General features: G+C 58.8%; 11 protein-coding genes, 8 pseudogenes and 1 other annotated feature. Of the genes and pseudogenes, 10 read left to right on the forward strand and 9 right to left on the reverse strand.

Features of this window, described 5'->3' with window-relative positions:
- Positions 1 to 371 precede the first annotated feature (371 nt).
- The 4 genes and pseudogenes from NKL04_RS19070 to NKL04_RS19085 form a co-directional block, all read left to right on the forward strand.
- Entirely contained in the window at positions 372 to 1,925 is a 1,554-nt protein-coding gene (locus NKL04_RS19070; protein ID WP_198022638.1) for a carbamoyltransferase C-terminal domain-containing protein, read from the forward strand.
- Between the two features lies 1 nt (position 1,926).
- On the forward strand, positions 1,927 to 2,775 hold the full coding sequence (locus NKL04_RS19075) for a glycosyltransferase family 32 protein (protein ID WP_352723993.1): 849 nt from the start codon (positions 1,927 to 1,929) through the stop codon (positions 2,773 to 2,775).
- Between the two features lie 105 nt (positions 2,776 to 2,880).
- A complete protein-coding gene (locus tag NKL04_RS19080; protein WP_198029320.1) occupies positions 2,881 to 4,971 on the forward strand; it encodes a family 16 glycosylhydrolase in 2,091 nt (696 codons plus the stop codon).
- Positions 4,972 to 5,028: 57 nt separating this feature from the next.
- A pseudogene (locus NKL04_RS19085) lies at positions 5,029 to 5,619 on the forward strand (transposase family protein); the annotation flags it as partial.
- A 221-nt stretch (positions 5,620 to 5,840) separates the two neighbouring features.
- Here NKL04_RS19085 and NKL04_RS19090 read toward each other — a convergent pair.
- Positions 5,841 to 7,128 (reverse strand): annotated as a pseudogene (locus NKL04_RS19090) (IS110 family RNA-guided transposase).
- A gap of 236 nt (positions 7,129 to 7,364) precedes the next feature.
- Between NKL04_RS19090 and NKL04_RS19095 the strand changes: the two are divergent.
- Positions 7,365 to 7,679 (forward strand): annotated as a pseudogene (locus NKL04_RS19095) (integrase core domain-containing protein); the annotation flags it as partial.
- Positions 7,634 to 8,767: pseudogene (locus NKL04_RS19100) on the forward strand (IS30 family transposase); the annotation flags it as partial. The pseudogenes NKL04_RS19095 and NKL04_RS19100, both read left to right, overlap by 46 nt.
- Here the strand turns inward: NKL04_RS19100 and NKL04_RS19105 are convergent.
- Positions 8,746 to 9,635 (reverse strand): annotated as a pseudogene (locus NKL04_RS19105) (IS3 family transposase); the annotation flags it as partial. The pseudogenes NKL04_RS19100 and NKL04_RS19105 overlap by 22 nt on opposite strands.
- Positions 9,269 to 9,385 (reverse strand) — a sequence feature (AL1L pseudoknot). Its footprint overlaps the pseudogene before it by 117 nt.
- A 155-nt stretch (positions 9,636 to 9,790) precedes the next feature.
- Entirely contained in the window at positions 9,791 to 9,940 is a 150-nt protein-coding gene (locus NKL04_RS19110) for a hypothetical protein (RefSeq protein WP_023703136.1), read from the reverse strand.
- A gap of 197 nt (positions 9,941 to 10,137) precedes the next feature.
- Here NKL04_RS19110 and NKL04_RS19115 point away from each other — a divergent pair, with 197 nt between their 5' ends.
- The gene (locus NKL04_RS19115) at positions 10,138 to 12,057 is read left to right on the forward strand and encodes a potassium transporter Kup (RefSeq protein ID WP_352723999.1); all 1,920 of its coding nucleotides are present in this window, start codon (positions 10,138 to 10,140) and stop codon (positions 12,055 to 12,057) included.
- 128 nt (positions 12,058 to 12,185) lie between these two features.
- Here NKL04_RS19115 and NKL04_RS19120 read toward each other — a convergent pair.
- The 3 genes and pseudogenes from NKL04_RS19120 to NKL04_RS19130 form a co-directional block, all read right to left on the reverse strand.
- Positions 12,186 to 12,895: pseudogene (locus NKL04_RS19120) on the reverse strand (IS6 family transposase).
- Positions 12,896 to 12,945: 50 nt separating this feature from the next.
- A pseudogene (locus NKL04_RS19125) lies at positions 12,946 to 13,109 on the reverse strand (DUF1403 family protein); the annotation flags it as partial.
- 234 nt (positions 13,110 to 13,343) lie between these two features.
- Positions 13,344 to 13,721, reverse strand: coding sequence for a hypothetical protein (locus NKL04_RS19130; RefSeq protein ID WP_023690673.1), 378 nt, complete (start codon positions 13,719 to 13,721; stop codon positions 13,344 to 13,346).
- A 294-nt stretch (positions 13,722 to 14,015) separates the two neighbouring features.
- Here NKL04_RS19130 and NKL04_RS19135 point away from each other — a divergent pair.
- Positions 14,016 to 14,741: pseudogene (locus NKL04_RS19135) on the forward strand (IS6 family transposase).
- Entirely contained in the window at positions 14,738 to 14,917 is a 180-nt protein-coding gene (locus tag NKL04_RS19140) for a hypothetical protein (RefSeq protein ID WP_031194388.1), read from the forward strand. The pseudogene NKL04_RS19135 and the gene NKL04_RS19140 overlap by 4 nt, the downstream one beginning before the upstream one ends.
- Before the next feature lie 341 nt (positions 14,918 to 15,258).
- Here the strand turns inward: NKL04_RS19140 and tnpC are convergent, their stop codons facing one another.
- The 3 genes from tnpC to tnpA are packed head-to-tail and all read right to left on the reverse strand — an operon-like array spanning position 15,259 to position 17,692.
- The gene (tnpC, locus tag NKL04_RS19145) at positions 15,259 to 16,830 is read right to left on the reverse strand and encodes an IS66 family transposase (protein WP_023700918.1); all 1,572 of its coding nucleotides are present in this window, start codon (positions 16,828 to 16,830) and stop codon (positions 15,259 to 15,261) included.
- Between the two features lie 54 nt (positions 16,831 to 16,884).
- Complete coding sequence (gene tnpB, locus NKL04_RS19150) at positions 16,885 to 17,238, reverse strand: IS66 family insertion sequence element accessory protein TnpB (RefSeq protein ID WP_023700917.1); 354 nt, start codon at positions 17,236 to 17,238, stop codon at positions 16,885 to 16,887.
- Entirely contained in the window at positions 17,219 to 17,692 is a 474-nt protein-coding gene (gene tnpA, locus NKL04_RS19155; protein ID WP_023700916.1) for an IS66-like element accessory protein TnpA, read from the reverse strand. The genes tnpB and tnpA overlap by 20 nt, the downstream gene beginning before the upstream one ends.
- A 92-nt stretch (positions 17,693 to 17,784) precedes the next feature.
- Here tnpA and NKL04_RS19160 point away from each other — a divergent pair, with 92 nt between their 5' ends.
- Positions 17,785 to 18,120, forward strand: coding sequence for a hypothetical protein (locus tag NKL04_RS19160; RefSeq protein ID WP_156951541.1), 336 nt, complete (start codon positions 17,785 to 17,787; stop codon positions 18,118 to 18,120).
- Positions 18,121 to 18,125 lie beyond the last annotated feature (5 nt).

The following is an 18,125-nucleotide window of genomic DNA, read 5'->3' on the forward strand; positions in this document are numbered from 1 at the left end:
CCGAATCGACTAATATTGGCCATACATCAATGCCCGCGAACAAGAGATGCGGTGGATCTGGCAATGGCTTCGCAACTAGGCGTTAGAGGTATAGATTCAACATCCACGTTCTACTCGCGCTTTTTCACTCTTTTGTTGCTCCGCTCAAAGCGGCAGTTGTAACGAATTCGTGCCGCTAAGCTGCTGCAAGCGGTTCAGATGGCGAGATTGAAATAATCTGCGGCCCTGTTGGAAATCGTGCAAGATAGTTTTCTTTGCGAGGCGATTCGCACAAACAGCTATTAGCACCTGTGAGGGCTTGGTTCTTGAATATACTATCCTACAATCCAGGTCACGATGGCGCAGTTGTCTACCTAAAGGACGCGCGCCTGATGTTCTCGATCGAGTCGGAGAAAGACTCGCACTACCGAAATTCTCAGTTGTCCATCTCCCACGTCTTGGATTCTATCGGAGAGATCGGAGAATTGCCGGACGTCATCTGCATGGGAGGCTGGTGGCCCTATGATCACCATGAGTATCTATTCGGATCACTAAGGAATTCTGGATACCGGGGTATTTCGACCGATCAGTCGATCATCCAGAAGGGCCGCTTCTTCAAAGGTAAAGTCGACTATTTTTCGTCAACCCATGAGCGCTCCCATATTCTTTGCGCATTCGGCATGTCCCGCATCCCCAAAGGCACCCCATTTTATGCACTGGTTTGGGAAGGAGATATCGGGGCGTTCTACGAAGTGGATGCAGAGTTCCACATTACGCCACTCGGCGACGTCCTGAAACAACCGGGCAATCGATATGGAATGCTCTACGGCCTAGCAGACCCGACTTTCCCGAAAGATGGGCCTTATCCTCGCGCCACGGATGCTGGGAAACTTATGGCTCTTGCGTCGTTCTCGACGCGCAACCAGCCCACGATCGAGGAGAAGAAATTGCTCAGGTTTCTGCTCGATGGCCAATACAGGAAGCTAAGCGATTACGAAAACATCGACAATGCCCCGCATCTAAACTCAGGACTCGACGATCCAGAGTTTCGCAACTTCGCTGGCATATACAGCGATGCCATCTTCGACGTTTTTCACAAGTTCGCGCGAGCGAACATGAAGAGGGGCCTGCCCCTAGTCATTGCAGGCGGCTGTGGCCTTAACTGCGACTGGAATTCGAAATGGGTGGAAACGGGACTGTTCGAGGAGGTTTTTGTCCCGCCTGTCGCGAACGATTCCGGTTCCGCCATAGGCACCGCGATCGACGCTCAGCTGCACTTCACGGGCAATCCGAAGATAGGTTGGGATTTGTACTCAGGCTTGGCCTTCCAAGAACGGGGGCGTTTCGATGCGAGCAAGTACGACGTCTACAATATCGATTATACGAAGATTGCCGATCTCCTAGCCGGCGGCCTAATTCTAGGATGGGTCAACGGCAGGTACGAGATCGGCCCACGTGCGCTTGGCAATAGATCAATCTTGGCTGCTCCATTTCGAGACGACACCAGGGTGCGATTGAACGAAATCAAGCAACGAGAGCAGTTCCGCCCAATAGCACCCGTTTGCTTGAGAGATGATGCCGAAGCTTGGTTCGGCTGTGACCACGATAGCCCCTATATGTTGTTCACGTATCGCACGACGACTGATGCACTGGCAGCAGTAACGCATGTGAACGGGACGGCCCGCATTCAAACAGTAACACCCGTCTCAAACGCCCGTCTTCATGACCTTCTGGCCGCCTTCAAAGAAAGGACAGGCTTTGGGGTGTTGTGCAACACATCTTTGAATTTCAATGGAAAGGGATTCATCAACAACATCATCGATCTGAACGCATACGTTACAGACCATGGTCTTGACGGGTTTGTGCTTGAAGGGAAATCTTACATTCTCAAGTCATCTGAACATTATCAAGGGTATCTCAGGAGTTCGGACAGGAAGCCCGTGTGAGATGAGACAAATGCAGAGTTACCCACCGGGCTTTGAGAACGATGAGACACTTCGATCAACCTGCATCCGCCAGATCACTCTGCGGCAGATGGATCGATCAACGCAAGGAGCAATCGTCGCCACTTCCAATTCCTCGTCAATCCCGAAAACGCTTATCCAGTACTGGCACGACCATAGCGATCTCCCCGACGACGTTCGGGCCTGTCTCGACAGCTGGAAACGACTTGGCGATGAAGGATTCTTCTTTCGGCTTTTTGATGATGCCTCCGCCGCGGAATATATCGCAGACTGGTACGGGCCCAGGGAAATCGCAGCATTCGCTCGTTGTCGGCACCCGGCGATGCGCAGCGACTATCTTCGGATGTGCTTCGTGCTCGCAGAGGGGGGCATGTACGTGGATGCCGATGACGTGCTGCTGGGTGATGGTTGGCGACGCATATTCGATGACGGCAAATTGAAGATACAGCCGCTCTGCTACGACTTGGCGACCAGCAGGATGGTGCCAGCTTCTCAAATTTGGGGGGCTGATCTGCCTACACAGGGGCGAGTATTCTATGTCAACAACGATCCGATCGCAGCTCCGGCGCGGCACCCCGTCCTGGTTCAGGCACTTGCTCGCGCCACTAGAAAACTGCTGAGTGATGATCCGCTCCCAGAAATTCAAGGAACGACAGGCCCTGGTAACCTGACCCTGGTCCTGGCTGCACACGCAAATGCTTTGACTATCGCTGGCTATCCTTTCGATTTCGAATTGCTACGCGATTGGGAGGAAATCGCGGAAACCAAATGGGACCTTTCCTACCGTGGCGACGCGAGGAATTGGCGCAACGTCGACGGGTCAGGGTTTTGAATTTCTTTGGGCCTTGCGATGAACCTTAGCAAAGCGTCTTGTTTCCTACATAACTTCATCTTCCGAGCTGCACGTGCTGCAGCGTGCGTCCTGCCGGGTGGTCGAATGGTTGCATTCGGTACTCGGGACGACCAGATCGGGGCAATTCTGGTCGTGAATCTCACCCGGCAACCCCGACGGTGGCGCCGAGTTATCCGCGAACTTCGCCGCTTCCGAATGGCCGATGGATCCCCACTTACCTCGATAGTCAACAGGTTCGCTGCTATCGACGCCCGCGATGGCCGTGCGATTGCAGCGACGGCGGATGTCGATCCCAATTATCGCATAGGAGACCAACTATATGTCCAGCCGGACAAGAGGCTGGCAGAGTGTTTTAGCGCCAATGAACCAGTGATGATGACCCGTCAGGAAACTGCGGTCGCGCGGTCGCACATAGAGGTCTGGAAGAGCATCGCAAAGGGCCCCCACAAGTTCGTGTTGGTACTTGAAGATGACATCTGGTTTCGCCGGGGAGCTGCGGCGGCCGTGGATAGCGGTTGGCAGGCTGCACTGCAGCGCTGCCGGATCGAAGGTGGACCACGTCTCCTATATCTCTCCTACTCTGATGCTGGCGGAACAGCGGAACGTGCTGATGTTTGCGACGCCCTGTTCAGGCCGGTGCGCGGGCTTTGGTTCCTATCGGGCTATGTTTTGTCAAAAGAAGGAGCAGTTGCACTACTGAAAGCAATGCCAGTCATCGGTCCGGTGGATATGTGGATCAACTATCGCTTCGACGAACTCCAGGCACTCGCGCTTTCCACTCCATCAATCCTCCAAAGACACGACAGCGGGTCCGACAACTCCTACTCCGTCCTACCGTTCCTGGCTCGGGCGGGAATCGTCGACGCAGGTTCAGGCGACATGCCCTCCAATCGGATTCGTGTCGAGCCGCTACTGGCTTGGACAAAACTTGGCGAGCGGGACGGCCTTGCCATGGCATTGTCGATGTTGGGACTACGTGTCCGCGTATTCGACGGTCACGAGAACCAAATCGATGCAGCGGAGCTTTCTTCCCTATTTGATGAGTTTGACGCTCTTGTCGACCCACCGCTTTCGCGGCGCGCATTATCGGCCGCGTTGGCGAACGCCGACCTCAAATTCGTTTTCGAACCTGACGCCCCGAAACGGGTCGGCATCAACTTGGACGACATTCCTGCGCCCCGGACCGCAGTTCTGTCGCTAGATTGCACAACCATCGAACGCTGGGAACCACTCTGCACCTTTTTGGGTCTCGCCGAACCGGTTGAGGCCTTCCCGCTTGGCGCCTCTCGAAGTTTGAGGGTTTTTCGAGATGATCGTCCTTACGTAGAACGCAAGTCCGGACCTGCACCGAAGAAAAGTATCAATTTGATTGACGATTCGCCATGGGTCCTGCCGCCTCATCCTGATTGGCCATTACGCCCTCAGGGCGCGCGACGCCATGAGCGCTCCGGTAGCCGCATCATCCATGCAGATATGAGCTCTGCTTCGCCCGAGTTACCCAGTGTAGTAGAGACGTTCCCAGGCAACTTGGCCACATTCGCGCACGAAACCATCACCTATCAGGATAGCGGAGCCAATATCTCAATCAGTGTGGCCGAAGCGGGGCTACGTCCTTATCGATCAGGTGCCTTTGCATCCAGGCGGTCCTTTGAGCAGGGGCGCTTCGAAGCTGGGATAAGGGCAGCGCGCGGATCTGGTCTCGTTACAGGATTTTTTCTTCATCGCAGCGACCCTCGACAGGAAATAGACGTCGAACTTGCAGGCGGTGATCCTCGCCGAATGTTGGTCAACGTATATTTCAACCCAGGCGATGATGGCTCCAACATGAGCTTCGGGTATCGAGGAACTCCATGCCATATTGACCTAGGTTTCGACAGCACATTGGACATTCATATGTACGCCATCGACTGGCAGCCAGGCCGTATCGTGTGGTCTGTCGATGGCAAAGTTGTCCATGAACGTGTTGGTTGGGACCCTACGCCGATTCCGCACCTTCCAATGCGTTTGCATGCAAATTTATGGGCGCCGCGATCAGAAAAGCTTGCAGGGCAAGTTGACAAAGCTACTCTGCCGTCAACTGCGGCATTCCGAAACATATCCGTGTTTGGGACTATGGATGACCGCCAAAGATCTCCATATATGGCACCGCAATTGGTCGACTTGAATGAGCCCTAGGTGTTTGATCCCAGGCTTTGATGGTGCATACTTTTCGTCCGAATCAAAGGATGCGCTATGGGCCAGGTTCTTCATGGGAGCGCCACGACGACAGAGGCGATCCGTCGAGCGATACAGCATAGTCAAGAGAGCCTGAGGGCGCTGGCGAAGCGCTACGGCATCAATCAGAAGACGGTTAGGAAGTGGAGGAACCGGACGTCGGCCGCCGATCTTCCGACTGGCCCCAGAGATCCGAAGTCGACAGTGCTATCGACTGAGGAAGAGGCGGTCATCGTCGCCTTTCGGCGTTATACGCTGCTGCCACTGGACGATTGCCTCTATGCTCTCCAACCGACGATCCCGCATCTGTCGCGGTCATCCTTGCATCGCTGCCTGCAGCGTCACGGGATAGGCAGGTTGCCGGATGTCGAGGGCGACAAGCCGGCAAGGAAGAAGTTCAAGGCCTATCCAATCGGCTACTTCCATATCGACGTCGCCGAGGTCCGAACCGAGCAGGGCAAGCTGCATATGTTCGTGGCCATAGATCGGACCTCGAAGTTCGCTTTCGTCGAGCTGCACGAGAAGGCAACGACAGCGGTCTCCGCCGATTTCCTGCGCCATCTTCTTGATGCTGTCCCTTACAAGATCCACACAGTGCTTACCGACAACGTCCTAAGAGCGGAAGGAAATGGAGCGTGCAGTCAAGGTCTCTCTGTTCGTCAGCATGCTCTTGCTGCGTGACGTTGGTCAAGTCATCGAACCAGGCGGCTTCCACCGGCAAGGGAAAAGGTCTCGTCCATAGCAAACACAGGGTACGCACGCAGGCGGCCCTCACCGTCCTCAACACGAGCTTCTGATCCAGGCGGAAGACCCGAACATTATCTACAGGGTCATCGAAGCGATGCCCTCACGGCCCTAGCTGACAGAGGTTCTTCCACCTGGCACCCGCCCTTCAACGAAGGGCCGGTAGTCGGAACCACCTTTGACGACGGCGTGCACGACACGCGCCATCTTGGCGGTAATAGCGGTCATTGCCTTGCGGCGTAGATCGGGATTGTCGCGATCCCTCGCGATGTAGCGTTCGAACTTATGACGGAAGCCGTTCTCCCGCTGGCGGATGGCGACTTGTCCGGCGATCCACAGGGTGCGGCGCAGCCGAGCATTGCCGAATTTGGAAAGGCGGGTCTGGCCTCGATATTGGCCTGATTGCTGTGTCGAGAGGTCCAGTCCGCAGAACTTTAGGAATTGGCGATGATGACCGAAACGGCGAAGATCGCCGGCTTCGGCAATGATGGTCAATGCGTTGATCGGTCCGATGCCCGGGATTTGTCGCAGGAGTTGATAATCCTGGCTGTGCCGCAACAGCTCGTCGGCCTGCGCTTCAATCTCATTACGCTGCCGGATCAGATTGCGTGCTTCGTCAATGACCATCCGGAACATGCGAATGGCAGGCGCATCAAGCGGCAGCGGCAGTCCGATCGATGAGCGCGCCGTCTCGTAAATATCCTTTAGAATCTGTGACTTGCTGACCTTTCTGCCGACGACATCCCAAGCTGCTGTTACAAACTCCTCCTTCGTCAGCACCGTGATGCTTGCCGGCGTCGGAAAGGCATCGAGGAAGGCGAAGAACCAATCGCTGCGGCTGTTTCCTCGGAAGCGATCGATCTCGGGAAAATACAGCGGCAGGTAGTGCGTCAGGATCCGGTGCTGAATCTCGGTCTTTGCCCTGGCGATCGCCTCATGTGTCTTCGACAGTTCCTGTACATCGTTGATGCCGGCGCGCAGCGGATCGTGGTAGCGCTGCGTCGCCTGTATTCGGAGCATGTGCAGGATCACCTGCGCGTCCTTGGGGTCGTTCTTGTCCCAGCTATTGTGCAACGCTTCTCGCGTCCGCGCGAGCGCCAGAGACGACACCAGTCGAACCTCGAAACCAGCCTCAGCCAGGCGCCATGCAATCGGCCGGTGATAGTTCCCCGTCGCCTCGAAGCCACAGACCACGGGGCGACCGTACGTCTGCAGGACTTCGACCAGATGGTCGTGCTCAGCACGGTTGTTGAGGACCTGCAGACGGCGTCGGCGTTTGTGGCTTGGGTCTTCGATCAGAACTTCATTGCGAACCTTGGCGATATCGATCGCTACCAGCACCGCGCCGGCGGGTGTAGAATCTGAAGTGGTCATGGTCGGTCTCTCCGGAATGGGTTGTGAACATTCACATTCTAGAGAAACTCTGACTGGCCATGGCCGCCTCCAGCGGTGCGCGCCTGCAGCGAAAAGCTGCGCGCACCGCTGTCTCGGCCGCCGCCGCTCCTTCATTCCGCAGGTGCTACGGCATTCAGTTCACGACCCCAGGTGCCGGCGGCTCGGCCGTTCCGCTGATCAAGGAAGCCATGGCGGCGGGAGAAATCATATGGGCGCACGCCTTCGAACATACTTGCGCCAAGGCCGATATCGACCACCGAACGACAAAGCCAAGGCACCCATGGACCAACGGCCAGGTCGAACGCATGAACCGCACGATCAAGGATGCGACCGTCAAACGCTTCTACTACGAGAGCCATGACCAACTGCGCCAGCATCTCGCCGATTTCGTCTTAGCCTATAATTTCGGCCGTCGACTGAAGACCCTCAAGGGCCTCACGCCCTTTGAATACATCTGCAAAATCTGGACAAAAGAGCCCGAACGATTCAGGCTCGATCCAACCCATCAAACCTTGGGACTAAACAACTAGGTCGGCCGCCGAGCACAATCTCGCGGGAGATCAGGCGCAATGCCGCGACGCGCAGCGGCAATCTGGATTACCGGCCAGTGCCGCACAATGGCACGCCGATCGTGAGTCCCGGCGGCCTCCTGGCAAGCTGGCGGTCAATCCGGCTCTGCGTGAATATGTTGAGGAGCGCTTGGCCGGCAAAGTCACCAACCCCAATGGCGCCTCATTCGAGGGCCCCAAGGTGGGTATGGAAAAAACGACAGAGCCGGAGGTGGTCGGCAGCCTGGAGCCCCGAGCAGATCGCTAAATCGGCTTCAGATCGATTACCCAGAGGATCAAACCATGCGGATCAGCCACGAGACGATCTATCAGTCCTTGTACATTCAAGGACGCGGAGCATTGCGCCCAGGACTGACCGCATGTCTGCGTTAGCCGAGCGTTGCGCGTACCGCGCGAACGGGCCCGAGTTCGCAACAAGTCCTTCATTGGAGACGCCCTTATAATAAGCGACCGTCCGGCCGAAATTGCCGATCGGGCTGTCCCCGGACATTGGGAAGGCGACCTCATCCTTGGCCTCGGAAGCTAGGCGATCGTACGCTCGTGGAACGAAGTTCACGCTTCACAATGCGTGCTTCACCTGCCGCGCATGCATGGCTATCAGCAGAGCCTGCGCATCAAGAACGGTCCACCACTTGCCGCCCACGGCGCTGAAGCAGTCCGCAGAGCCATAGCCCGATCCATGGGCAAACTTCCCGAGCAACTGCGTCAGTCGCTGACTTGGGACCATGGAGCGGAAATGGCGCAGCAGCCGACCTGCGCATCGACACCGGGCTCGAGATTTTCTTCTGCGATCCCCAAGCCCGTGGCAGCGAGACTCCAACGAAAACACCAACGGCTTGCTGAGACAGTACTTTCCAAAGGGCACGGATCTCAGTCGGCACACAGCCCGGGAACTGGACGCAGTCGCCCATGCTATCAACACAAGACCGCGCAAAACGCTCGGCTGGAAAACACCTGCCGAACTCCTCGACCAGCTCCTTGGGGGACAGTATGATGCCGGTGTTGCGACGATCCGGTTGAATCCGCCTTGGCTGCCTCTATCGCTGTGATGGATGAGCCCGCCTCCCTGCACGGGCCGCCGATCATGGAGAGCCTGTTCCAGGGCATCGAGAACGAAGGCTGCATGCGCCGTCCGGCTCACCCGCCAGCCGACGATCCGACGGGCATAGGTGTCGATGACAAAGGCGACATAGACGAAGCCCGTCCAGGTCGCGACGCAGGTGAAGTCGGAGACCCGCAGCATGTTCGGCGCGGAGCGTGGAACTGGCGGTTGACGTGGTCGAGAGGGCAAGGTGCGGCCTTGTCGCTCACCGTAGTGCGGATCGGCGGACGATGCCTTCGAGGCCCATGGCCTTCATCAAGCGGGCAACCGTGCAGCGGGCGACGTCGAAGCCCTCGCGACGCAACCGCCGCCAGACCTTGCGAACGCCGTAGACGCGGAAGTTCGCCTCAAACCGTCGGACCTCATCCTTCGAGGCTGTATCCCATCTTGCCCGAGCCGACAGCCGGCAGGGGTCGACGCGCTTGGCGACATGGTCGTGGTAGGTCGACGGGGCGATCGGCAGCACCTTGCAGATCGGCTCAACCCCATGCGCCTTGCGGTGATCGTCGATGAACGCGATCGTGGCCTGAACCGGCGGTCGAGCTTCGCCTGGGCAAAATACGCGGAAGCCTTGCTCTCGTTGGCCTGCGAAGCTCGCGGCTCTCGCGTTCCAGAGCCTTCAGTTTCGTCGCAGCATCCGTGGGAACTCCGGCGCGCACGCCGCCGTCACGCTCGGCTTTCTTGCAGCCGATCTTGGCGGCGATCGATGAAACCGCCGCCCACCGCGACGTATGCTCGCGTTCGTGATCCAGAACCAGCCGCACCGCGGGGGTCCGGACCGCGGGAGAGAACTTGTTGGTCGCCTTGCTTGTCATGGTTTCACCTTCTCAGGAGTTGGAGCCTCCGATCAACCCGGGGCGGCACACAACAAGGGTCACGGATCAATCTGGGCGGGAACCCTAGAGAATCAGCCCTCAGAGCCTTTGGTAATAGACCGACCCCTCGCACCTGTTTGGGCTGGGTGTACAAGTCAGGTTTTCATCAGGTTGGACGAGTATGTCTGGCAGTAGAGCGCGACCACTTCCGTGCCCGCCCGCTCGTCTGGCAGACACACAAAGGAGAAAGATATGCCGTCAGCTACAAGCAGCGCCATCGTTTCCTGCCGCAGATCATCGCCCATCCGGTCTGGCCCTCCTTCAGGTCCCCTTGAGCCTGTGTCTCGTCGAGGAAATGGCCTGGGAGCGGGATCGTGGTTTCGTATGAGACAATCCGCCGGTGCGGCGACAAATGCGGTCCGCATACGGAGCCATTACGTCGCGGCACTTGATATTGCAGTGCAGCAAAGGTAGAGGGCCGCCCCTTATCGGAGTGTCGTCCATGGCCCTTACCAATGCTGGTAGCGAGGCAGAACCCGTCGAACAATCGAGCCATCCCGAAATCGAACAGGACAGCACCAAGGTGCTGATGCTAGGCGCGCTCGGCGTTGTCTATGGCGATATTGGCACCAGCCCGATCTACGCGTTCCGTGAGGCGCTGGTGGCGTCGTCGGGCGGCAATGTCGCCGAGCGCGGCGATATCCTCGGCGTGCTGTCGCTGATCATCTGGTCGCTGACTATCATCGTCACCATCAAGTACATCATGTTCGTGCTGCGCGCCGATAACGGCGGCGAGGGCGGCGTGCTGTCGCTGATGGCGCTAGCGCGCGGCAGTTTCCCCAAGCGGTCGGCGGTGATCCTGGGCATCGGCATCGTCGGCGCCTCGCTGTTTTTCGGCGACGCGGTCATCACGCCCGCGATTTCGGTGCTGTCGGCGGTCGAGGGTATGAACGTCGTCACGCCGACCTTCCAGCCCTATGTGGTGCCGCTGACACTGGTCATCCTGGCCATGGTGTTCGCGGTGCAGCGCTTTGGCACCGGCGGGGTGGGATTGGTGTTCGGCCCGGTGACCGCCGTATGGTTCCTGGCAATTGGCCTTTCCGGTCTCAACCACATCATCGCCGATCCAGAAATCCTGTGGGCGGTGAGCCCGCACTACATCGTCGCCTTCCTGATTAATTCGCCCGACGTCGCCTTCGTCACCGTCGGCGCCATCTTCCTCGCCGTCACCGGCGCCGAAGCACTCTATGCCGATCTCGGCCATTTCGGCCGCAAGCCGATCGTGCTGGCCTGGCTGGCGATCGTGTTTCCCTGCCTGCTGCTCAATTATGCCGGGCAAGGCGCCTTCGTGCTGGCCAAGAACGGTCACGTCGGCCATCCATTCTTCGAGATGAACGAAGGCTGGACGCTGATCCCGATGGTGGTATTGGCAACCGCGGCGACGGTCATCGCCAGCCAGGCGGTCATATCGGGCGCCTTCTCGCTGACCAGGCAGGCGGTGCAGCTCAATATGCTGCCGCGCCTCGAAATCCTGCACACGTCGGAACGGCAGTCGGGCCAGATCTACATGCCGCGCGTCAATGTTTTGCTGGCGTTGGCGGTGATGTTGCTGGTCGTCGGTTTCGGCGAATCGAGCAAGCTCGCCTCCGCCTATGGCATCTCGGTGACCGGCAACATGCTGGTGACGACGGTGCTGCTGTTCGTCGTCATGACCCGCATCTGGAAATGGCGGCTGTGGGTGGCGGTCGCCATGACGGCGCTGTTCGGCTTCATCGACATCGGCTTCTTCGCCTCCAACATCGTGAAGGTGTTCGAGGGCGGCTGGGCGTCGCTTGCGGTGGCCTTCACCATCGTTCTGGCGATGTGGACCTGGGTGCGCGGCAGCCGCTATCTGTTCGACAAGACCCGGCGCAACGAAATCCCGCTCGATTTCCTCGCCGGCAATCTGCTGAAGAAGAAGCCGCAGCTGGTGTCCGGCACCGCCGTGTTCCTGACCAGCGATCCGCAAAGCGCGCCGACAGCGCTGATGCACAGCCTGAAGCACTACAAGGTGCTGCACGAGCAGAACGTCATTCTGTCGGTGGTCACCGCACCGCAGCCGCTGGTGCCCGACAGCGAGCGGGTCAAGATGGAGACAGTCAACGAGTTGTTCATGCGGGTGACGCTGACCTTCGGCTATATGGAGCAGCCCAACATTCCGCGCGCGCTGGCGATCTGCCGCAAGCAGGGCTGGAAGTTCGACATCATGACGACGTCGTTCTTCCTGTCGCGGCGCTCGCTCAAGGCATCGCCCAATTCCGGCATGCCGGTGTGGCAGGACAAGCTGTTCATCGGGCTCGCCCGCTCGGCGGCCGATGCGACGGAGTATTTCCAGATCCCGACCGGACGTGTGGTCGAGATCGGCACGCAGGTGGCGATTTAGGGCATGTCGCGGTTGAGAAGAATCGGTGCTGTCACATTGAATGAGCGTTAAGGAAATTCAGGTAGCAGCGCGCCCGGCACTGTAAGTTTCAGCGGCTTGATGCACGCGATAGCTGGCCGGGACGGCTGTCACGCTGTGGCGACACACGCGATTTTGTTCCAGATTTGCATGGGGGCGTTACGCAGGTCTCGATGTTGAGCCGATGACAGCGCATTGCAGGGAAAGTGAGCAGGTCGGCAATCGGATCATGGATGGAAACGAACCGCTGAAGCTGGCGTGCCGACTTGAAGCGTTTCATGATCCTTTCGCGTCGTCGGGTCGGCTGGTGCGAATTTTCCGCTCGATTATTCAGGCCTGTGTGCGACCGGTGTTCGACGCCGGGCAAGAGGTCGCGCATGGCGGCATCATAGGATCGGAGCTTGTCGGTGATCATGATCCGTGGTGTCCGCCCTTGAGCTTTCAGCAACTTGCGCATCAGACGCTTTGCCGCCTTCGCATTTCGGCGGCTTTGTACCAGCACTTCGAGGACGAAGCCGTCCTGATCGACGGCACGCCAGAGCCACTGCTTCTTGCCACTGATAGCCACGACACATTCGTCGAGATGCCATTTGTCGCCCAGGCAGCCGGCTGATATTGATCTCCTGGGCGAAATGCCGTCCGAATTTCTCCGCGCAGCTTCGAACGGTCTGATGCGTGACGATGATGCCGCGGGCCGCCAGCATGTCCTCAACCATGCGCAGGCTGAGCGGAAAGCGAAAGTAGAGCCATACCGCGTGCGCAATGATCTCGGGGGAAAGCGGTGGCGATCATAGAGCGGACCACGAGCAACTTCTGACATGGCCCAATGTAAGCACATCTTCATAAGCTGTCGGTTGACTTTACGGTGCCGCGCCAAGCGAGCAGCATCCGGCCGGCGGGGCCGACCCCGTCTCCCGGCCGTGAGCAGAACGGCATCACGCAGGGGCCGCTTCATCCTCGACGCGGCCAGCCTGCTTTGCCGTTACCGCCGCCGCCGAAAGCGCCAGGCGTTGCCGCCAGGCGCCGGTCCGCCGGCAGCGGTTCGTCTCCACCGATGATCCGATTGCCAACCAATTCCACTTTCCCCCATACCTGCGTAACGCCGCTATGCAAATCTGGACAAAATCGCGTATGTCGCCGCAGCATGACAGCCGTCCCGACCAGCTATCGCTGCATCAAGACGCTGATATCTTTACAGTGCCCGCACGCCTCTCGCGCGCCAACGGCCAGTCGGTGTCGCGAATTGAGGCGCGCTGAAGCCGTCCGGCTCAGCCGATCATGGCGCTTCGGTTGCCGGGTTCGAGGTCGTGGCCTCTGCCGCTGCGCGATTCTAGCAATTGCGCCTTGGAGAGCTCTGCTTCAGCCTCGGCGAGGCATGGCTCGGCTGCGGTTCTCTGCCGCAGAAGGTCCGATTGCGAATTCTTGACGTTGTCACGACGTAGGCGAGCGGCCTTGGCGAACGTCGGATAAGCGAAATGATTGACATCGGAGATGCCGCCCTTCGTTTCCTCGGCGTTTATCTGGAACTCCAGTTCTCGCGCCATGCGTTCGAAATCGGCAATCATGATGTCTAGCTGGTGCAACTGTCGTCGCTTCTCATTCACCTGAAATTGCTTCAGTCGGACCAGATTACCTCGTGGCTTCATGACTCGGTACTCCGGTACCCATTTCGTCCAATCAAACCGCTCTCTCCCCTTGACGTTAGGCCTACAGCGACTCTCACGTTTTCTGCTGCGAGCGGAAACATATTTTCCAAAATCCTTGGCCGATGGCTATGAGTTCAATGCATCGACAAGCATGCGAGCGGGGGACTTAAGGGGCGGTAAAAAAAGGCGGAATAGGGCGATTTTCACAATGTCTGCATATGAACGCGTTGAGACCTGCGGCGGGCTTGACACACAAAGCAATCGTCAAGATTTGCGACATGGACGCCGGGGGGCATGAATACGCCCGCCGTCAGCTACACGCCCCCCGATTTCCGCCGCCTATTATCGCCCACGCGCTCTGGCTTTATTTCCGGTTTCCGCTGAGCCTGCGCCTGGTTGAGGAAATGCTGCTGGAACGCGGCATCGTGGTTTCGTATGAGACAAGTCGCCGGTGGGCATCTAAGTTCGGGCTGGACTGCGCTCGCTGCTTGCGCCGCAAGCCGCCGTGCCGGAATGATGTCTGGTACCTGAACGAAGTGGTCGTCACCATCGCCCGGCAAAAAGCTTTGGTTGTGGCGCGCCGTCGACCAGGATGGATATGTGCTGGACGAAATCGTGCAAAACCGCCGCAACACCAAGGCCGCCAAGCGCTTGCTGACGCGGCCGTTGAAGAAGCAGGGGCTCGCGCCGAAGCGCATGATCACCGACTAGCTGCGCTCGTATGGAGCGGCAAAGCGACAGGTGATGCCGGACGTCAAGCACCGGTCGCACAAGGGGTTGAACAACGGAGCGGAGAATTCCCATGTGCCGCCGCGAAAACGGGAGCGGATGATGCAGAGGTCCGATCGCCGGGAGGCCTGCAACGCTTCGTCTCGACCTTGTCAGCCCTCCGCAACCTCTTCGTCCCGCCCCAAACGTTCTGCTCTCGCCATACATGTTCATCGCCTCAGCGCGATGGCGCTGGTGATATCACGACGCGTTTGTACCGCTCGACCTACGCCACAGGTGCCGACGCTGTGACGAGCTTCGTCGGTCGCGTGTCCAGTGACGGCACCGGGGACAATTATCGTCGACCGCAGTCCATTGCCCAGACCAAGGCGCTTCTCGGCGTCGGCACGATGGCAAATCGCAGCGTCACGATCTCGGCCGCTGCCCCTTCTGGCGGCGTGGACGGTGATTTCTGGGTGCAGCCGTAATGGCCCTTTACGTCAAAGCCTCCGGGGTCTGGGGGGCGGCTAGCGCCGTATGGGTGAAAATCTCAAGCCTCTGGACCAAGGCTCGACAGGTCTATGTGCGCAGCTCGGGCGTCTGGGAGAAAATGTTCCCGATAGATCTGGTCTTCAATGGCACTCACGAAGACTCGACTGCCACGACCGTTTACACCCACACCAGCATTCCGCTTCTTGTCGCGCCACACGCTAATCGTCGTGTCATCGTGACAACTGAGACCACTGACACCGAAAGTGCGTAAGCGCTCATTTCCCCGCACATTGACGGCCCTTGCAACAACTGATCGCTTTCAGACGGACGCGTCGGGTCAGGCTGCGGCGGCTTTGAGGAAGTTGAAGGGCAGGAGATCGTCGATAGCCACGTTCTCGGGGCGCTGAGGCAGTTCAGTGAGGACGTGGCGCAACCACGCTAACGGCTCGACGCCACAGGCGCGGCAGGTCAACGTCAGGCTGTAGATGACGGCGCTGGCCTTGGCTCCGTCGACGGTATCGCTGAACAACCAACTCTTCCTGCCAGTTGCAAAAATCCTGATGTCACGCTCGAGAAGATTGTTGTCGATCGGCATGCTGCCGTCCTCGGTGTAACGCGTCAGATATCCCCATTGGTTCAGGGTGTAGGACACGGCGTCGCCGAGCTTGCTGTCCGGCAAGACTTTTGGGGCGATGTCGTCGAGCCATGCCTTGAGAGCCTGGAGGATGGGGACACTATGTTGCTGGCGGAAGCGGCGAATGCAGTGATCTCGCGTTTCGCCGTCATCGGGGATTTCGTTCCGCGCCTGCCTTTCAACCCGATAGAGCTGTTCGAAGAACCGGAGTGCCTGTTCCGGCGGGCCGCCGCCTTTCTTCCTCGCCTTTAGGGCATCGACGAAGCGCCGCCTCGAATGGGCCATGCAGCCAAGATGCGTTGCCCCTTCCAGCGTGCGCCAAGCGGAATAGCCGTCGCTCATGACGATGCCGCGGTAATCGCCCAAGAAAGTCTGCGGGTGTATCTGGCCGCGACCCGGTTGATAATCGAGCAGCACGATCGGCTCGTCACTGTCGTGGCCGCTCCGGTATGCCCACATGTACGAGGTGCTGGCGGCCGCTCTGTCCATTTCCTTCAGCACCTGGACCGTGGTCTCGTCGCCATGGATGAGGGGCTGCGATCTGAGCCGCAGCTTCAGGGCGTCATAGATGCGGGAGAGATGCTTTTCGCTCGAGCCGATCACCCAGTGGCCCAGAGCGCCACGGCTGACAGGAACACCCGCGCGCTCGAAGGCCTGCGCCAGGCGGTAGAGCGGTGTGCCGTCGACGTACTTATGAACGAGCGCGAAGGCCAGCGTCGAAGCCGTGGCGATGCTGCCCGGCAAAGGTTGCGCGGGCATCGGCGCGGTCACGACCGGCGTGTTGATGCCGGTACGCTCACAATGGCGGCAAGCATATTTGAACCGCACATTCTGCAGAACCTTCGCCTTCACCTCGATATGAAGCTGCTCGGTAACGGCCTCGCCCATGCGATGCATCTGATGACGGCAGCAAGGACAAGCCTTCTGGTCGTCGGGAAGGTCGTACTCGACACGCTCGCGCGGCAGGTTTTCCGGCAAGGCCTTGCGGCCGCGCTTCTTTCCCGTCGCCCCTTCGGTCGCCGGCAAGCCCGTGTCCGGCAGGACAACGACATCGCCATCTTCGCTGTCGGCGTCATCCTCATCCGCGGCCTGTTCGGCTTCATTGAAGAGGCGGTCAATGTGCTTTTCGCTCTTCGGCGCAAAACGATGCAGTCGTGCAAGCGCCAGCTCTTCCTCGAGTTTGACGACCCGTTCGGCGAGTTGACGGTTCTGCGCCTGCAGCGCAGCAATGCGCGCCATCAACTCTTCAACAGTCGGTTCGCCGGGTCGATTCATCAGATTCTTGAATCGAAAGCATGCCGCCGCGTCAATCGCTCAATTCGAGAGCCCTCAACCGGCAACCTGATATTGCCGCACCGGATGGCGGACCATCGCATCGATATCGATGCCATCGAGGATCCAGTGCAATTGCTCGGTCGTAAGCGTGATCACCGCTGCCTCCCGGCGCGGCCACCTGAACCTGTCCTCGGTCAGCCGCTTCAGGACCAGCACAAAGCCCGACCGATCGAAGAACAGGAGCTTCATCCGGTCGCGACGGCGATTGCAGAACGCAAAAACTGCCGGAGCAAACGGATCGAGCGCCATCGTCTCTTGGACCAGAACCGCGAGGCTGTTGATGCCGGCCCGGAAGTCGATCGGCTCGCGGTGCAGGTAGACTTTCAGGTCAGCGCCCAGTCTGAACATGACCCAGTGCTCCGATGGTCGCCGTCAATGCATCCAGATCACCGCATTCCAGCGTCAACGTCACGCCGTTCGGCAGCGACGCGCTCACCTTGGCTGGAGAGGACAAATGCGCTGTCCTTTTCGATGCCGACCAACGCACCCCATCGCAAGTCTCCGGCAAATCCACCGCAGCCATGCTGCTCTGTCGCAGCAAGGCCCGATCGGAAGTGCTTTCAATCTGAACCGGGATGAACGCAGGTGGCGGGGACGGCGGGAGGGACTGGGTCTCCGCGCGCTTCTTTATCCACTTCCGAAGAAGGTTCGCATTGACCCCATGTTCGAGCGCGAGCCTCGATACCGACACGCCAGGCTCAAGGCAGGCCGAGACAAGACGCTCCTTCGATGCGGCCTCGTATCGGCGTCGCCCGTCCCGACCGACAAGCCTCACCCGCAGTTTCTGCTCATCTTCTTCCATCACAAGGTGTCCACCTATTTCGGTGGACACCTGCATGCATCAGAGCACTCAACAGCAAAAGGTGCGGGGAAATTCGCGCTTACGAAAGTGCAGTGACCGTCAACAGTATGACGATTGGGGGTGTGGCTGCCACCCTTCTCGCTCAGGTGGAAAGCATCTTCAATTCTGGTGTGGTCTATCTGTCAGTGTGGTCGGCCCTCGTGCCAACCGGTACGACGGCAACGATCGTGACCACGTATAGTGAGAGCGTGTTCCGTGACTACATGTCGGTCTATACGACCACCAATTGGGATGGTGTGGTGGGCACTGTTGCCTCTGACAACAATTCAACGGGTGGCCTGACAACGACCGTCAGCATTGGTGCCCTGGGCGCAGCGATCGCAATTGCGGGCAACGCCACCAAGGGGGCATCGGCACTGCGACATTGACCGGG

Source organism: Mesorhizobium sp. C264A (assembly GCF_040324515.1).
Lineage (GTDB): Bacteria > Pseudomonadota > Alphaproteobacteria > Rhizobiales > Rhizobiaceae > Mesorhizobium.

Bases quoted from the DNA above. Each gene is read 5' to 3' on its own strand.
- NKL04_RS19075 (WP_352723993.1), top strand. From the start codon at position 1,927: ATGAGACAAATGCAGAGTTACCCACCGGGCTTTGAGAACGATGAGACA.
- NKL04_RS19130 (WP_023690673.1), bottom strand. From the start codon at position 13,721: ATGAAGCCACGAGGTAATCTGGTCCGACTGAAGCAATTTCAGGTGAAT.
- tnpC (WP_023700918.1), bottom strand. From the start codon at position 16,830: ATGAATCGACCCGGCGAACCGACTGTTGAAGAGTTGATGGCGCGCATT.
- NKL04_RS19070 (WP_198022638.1), top strand. From the start codon at position 372: ATGTTCTCGATCGAGTCGGAGAAAGACTCGCACTACCGAAATTCTCAG.
- NKL04_RS19080 (WP_198029320.1), top strand. From the start codon at position 2,881: ATGGTTGCATTCGGTACTCGGGACGACCAGATCGGGGCAATTCTGGTC.
- NKL04_RS19110 (WP_023703136.1), bottom strand. From the start codon at position 9,940: ATGGGCGATGATCTGCGGCAGGAAACGATGGCGCTGCTTGTAGCTGAC.
- tnpA (WP_023700916.1), bottom strand. From the start codon at position 17,692: ATGGAAGAAGATGAGCAGAAACTGCGGGTGAGGCTTGTCGGTCGGGAC.
- tnpB (WP_023700917.1), bottom strand. From the start codon at position 17,238: ATGTTCAGACTGGGCGCTGACCTGAAAGTCTACCTGCACCGCGAGCCG.
- NKL04_RS19115 (WP_352723999.1), top strand. From the start codon at position 10,138: ATGGCCCTTACCAATGCTGGTAGCGAGGCAGAACCCGTCGAACAATCG.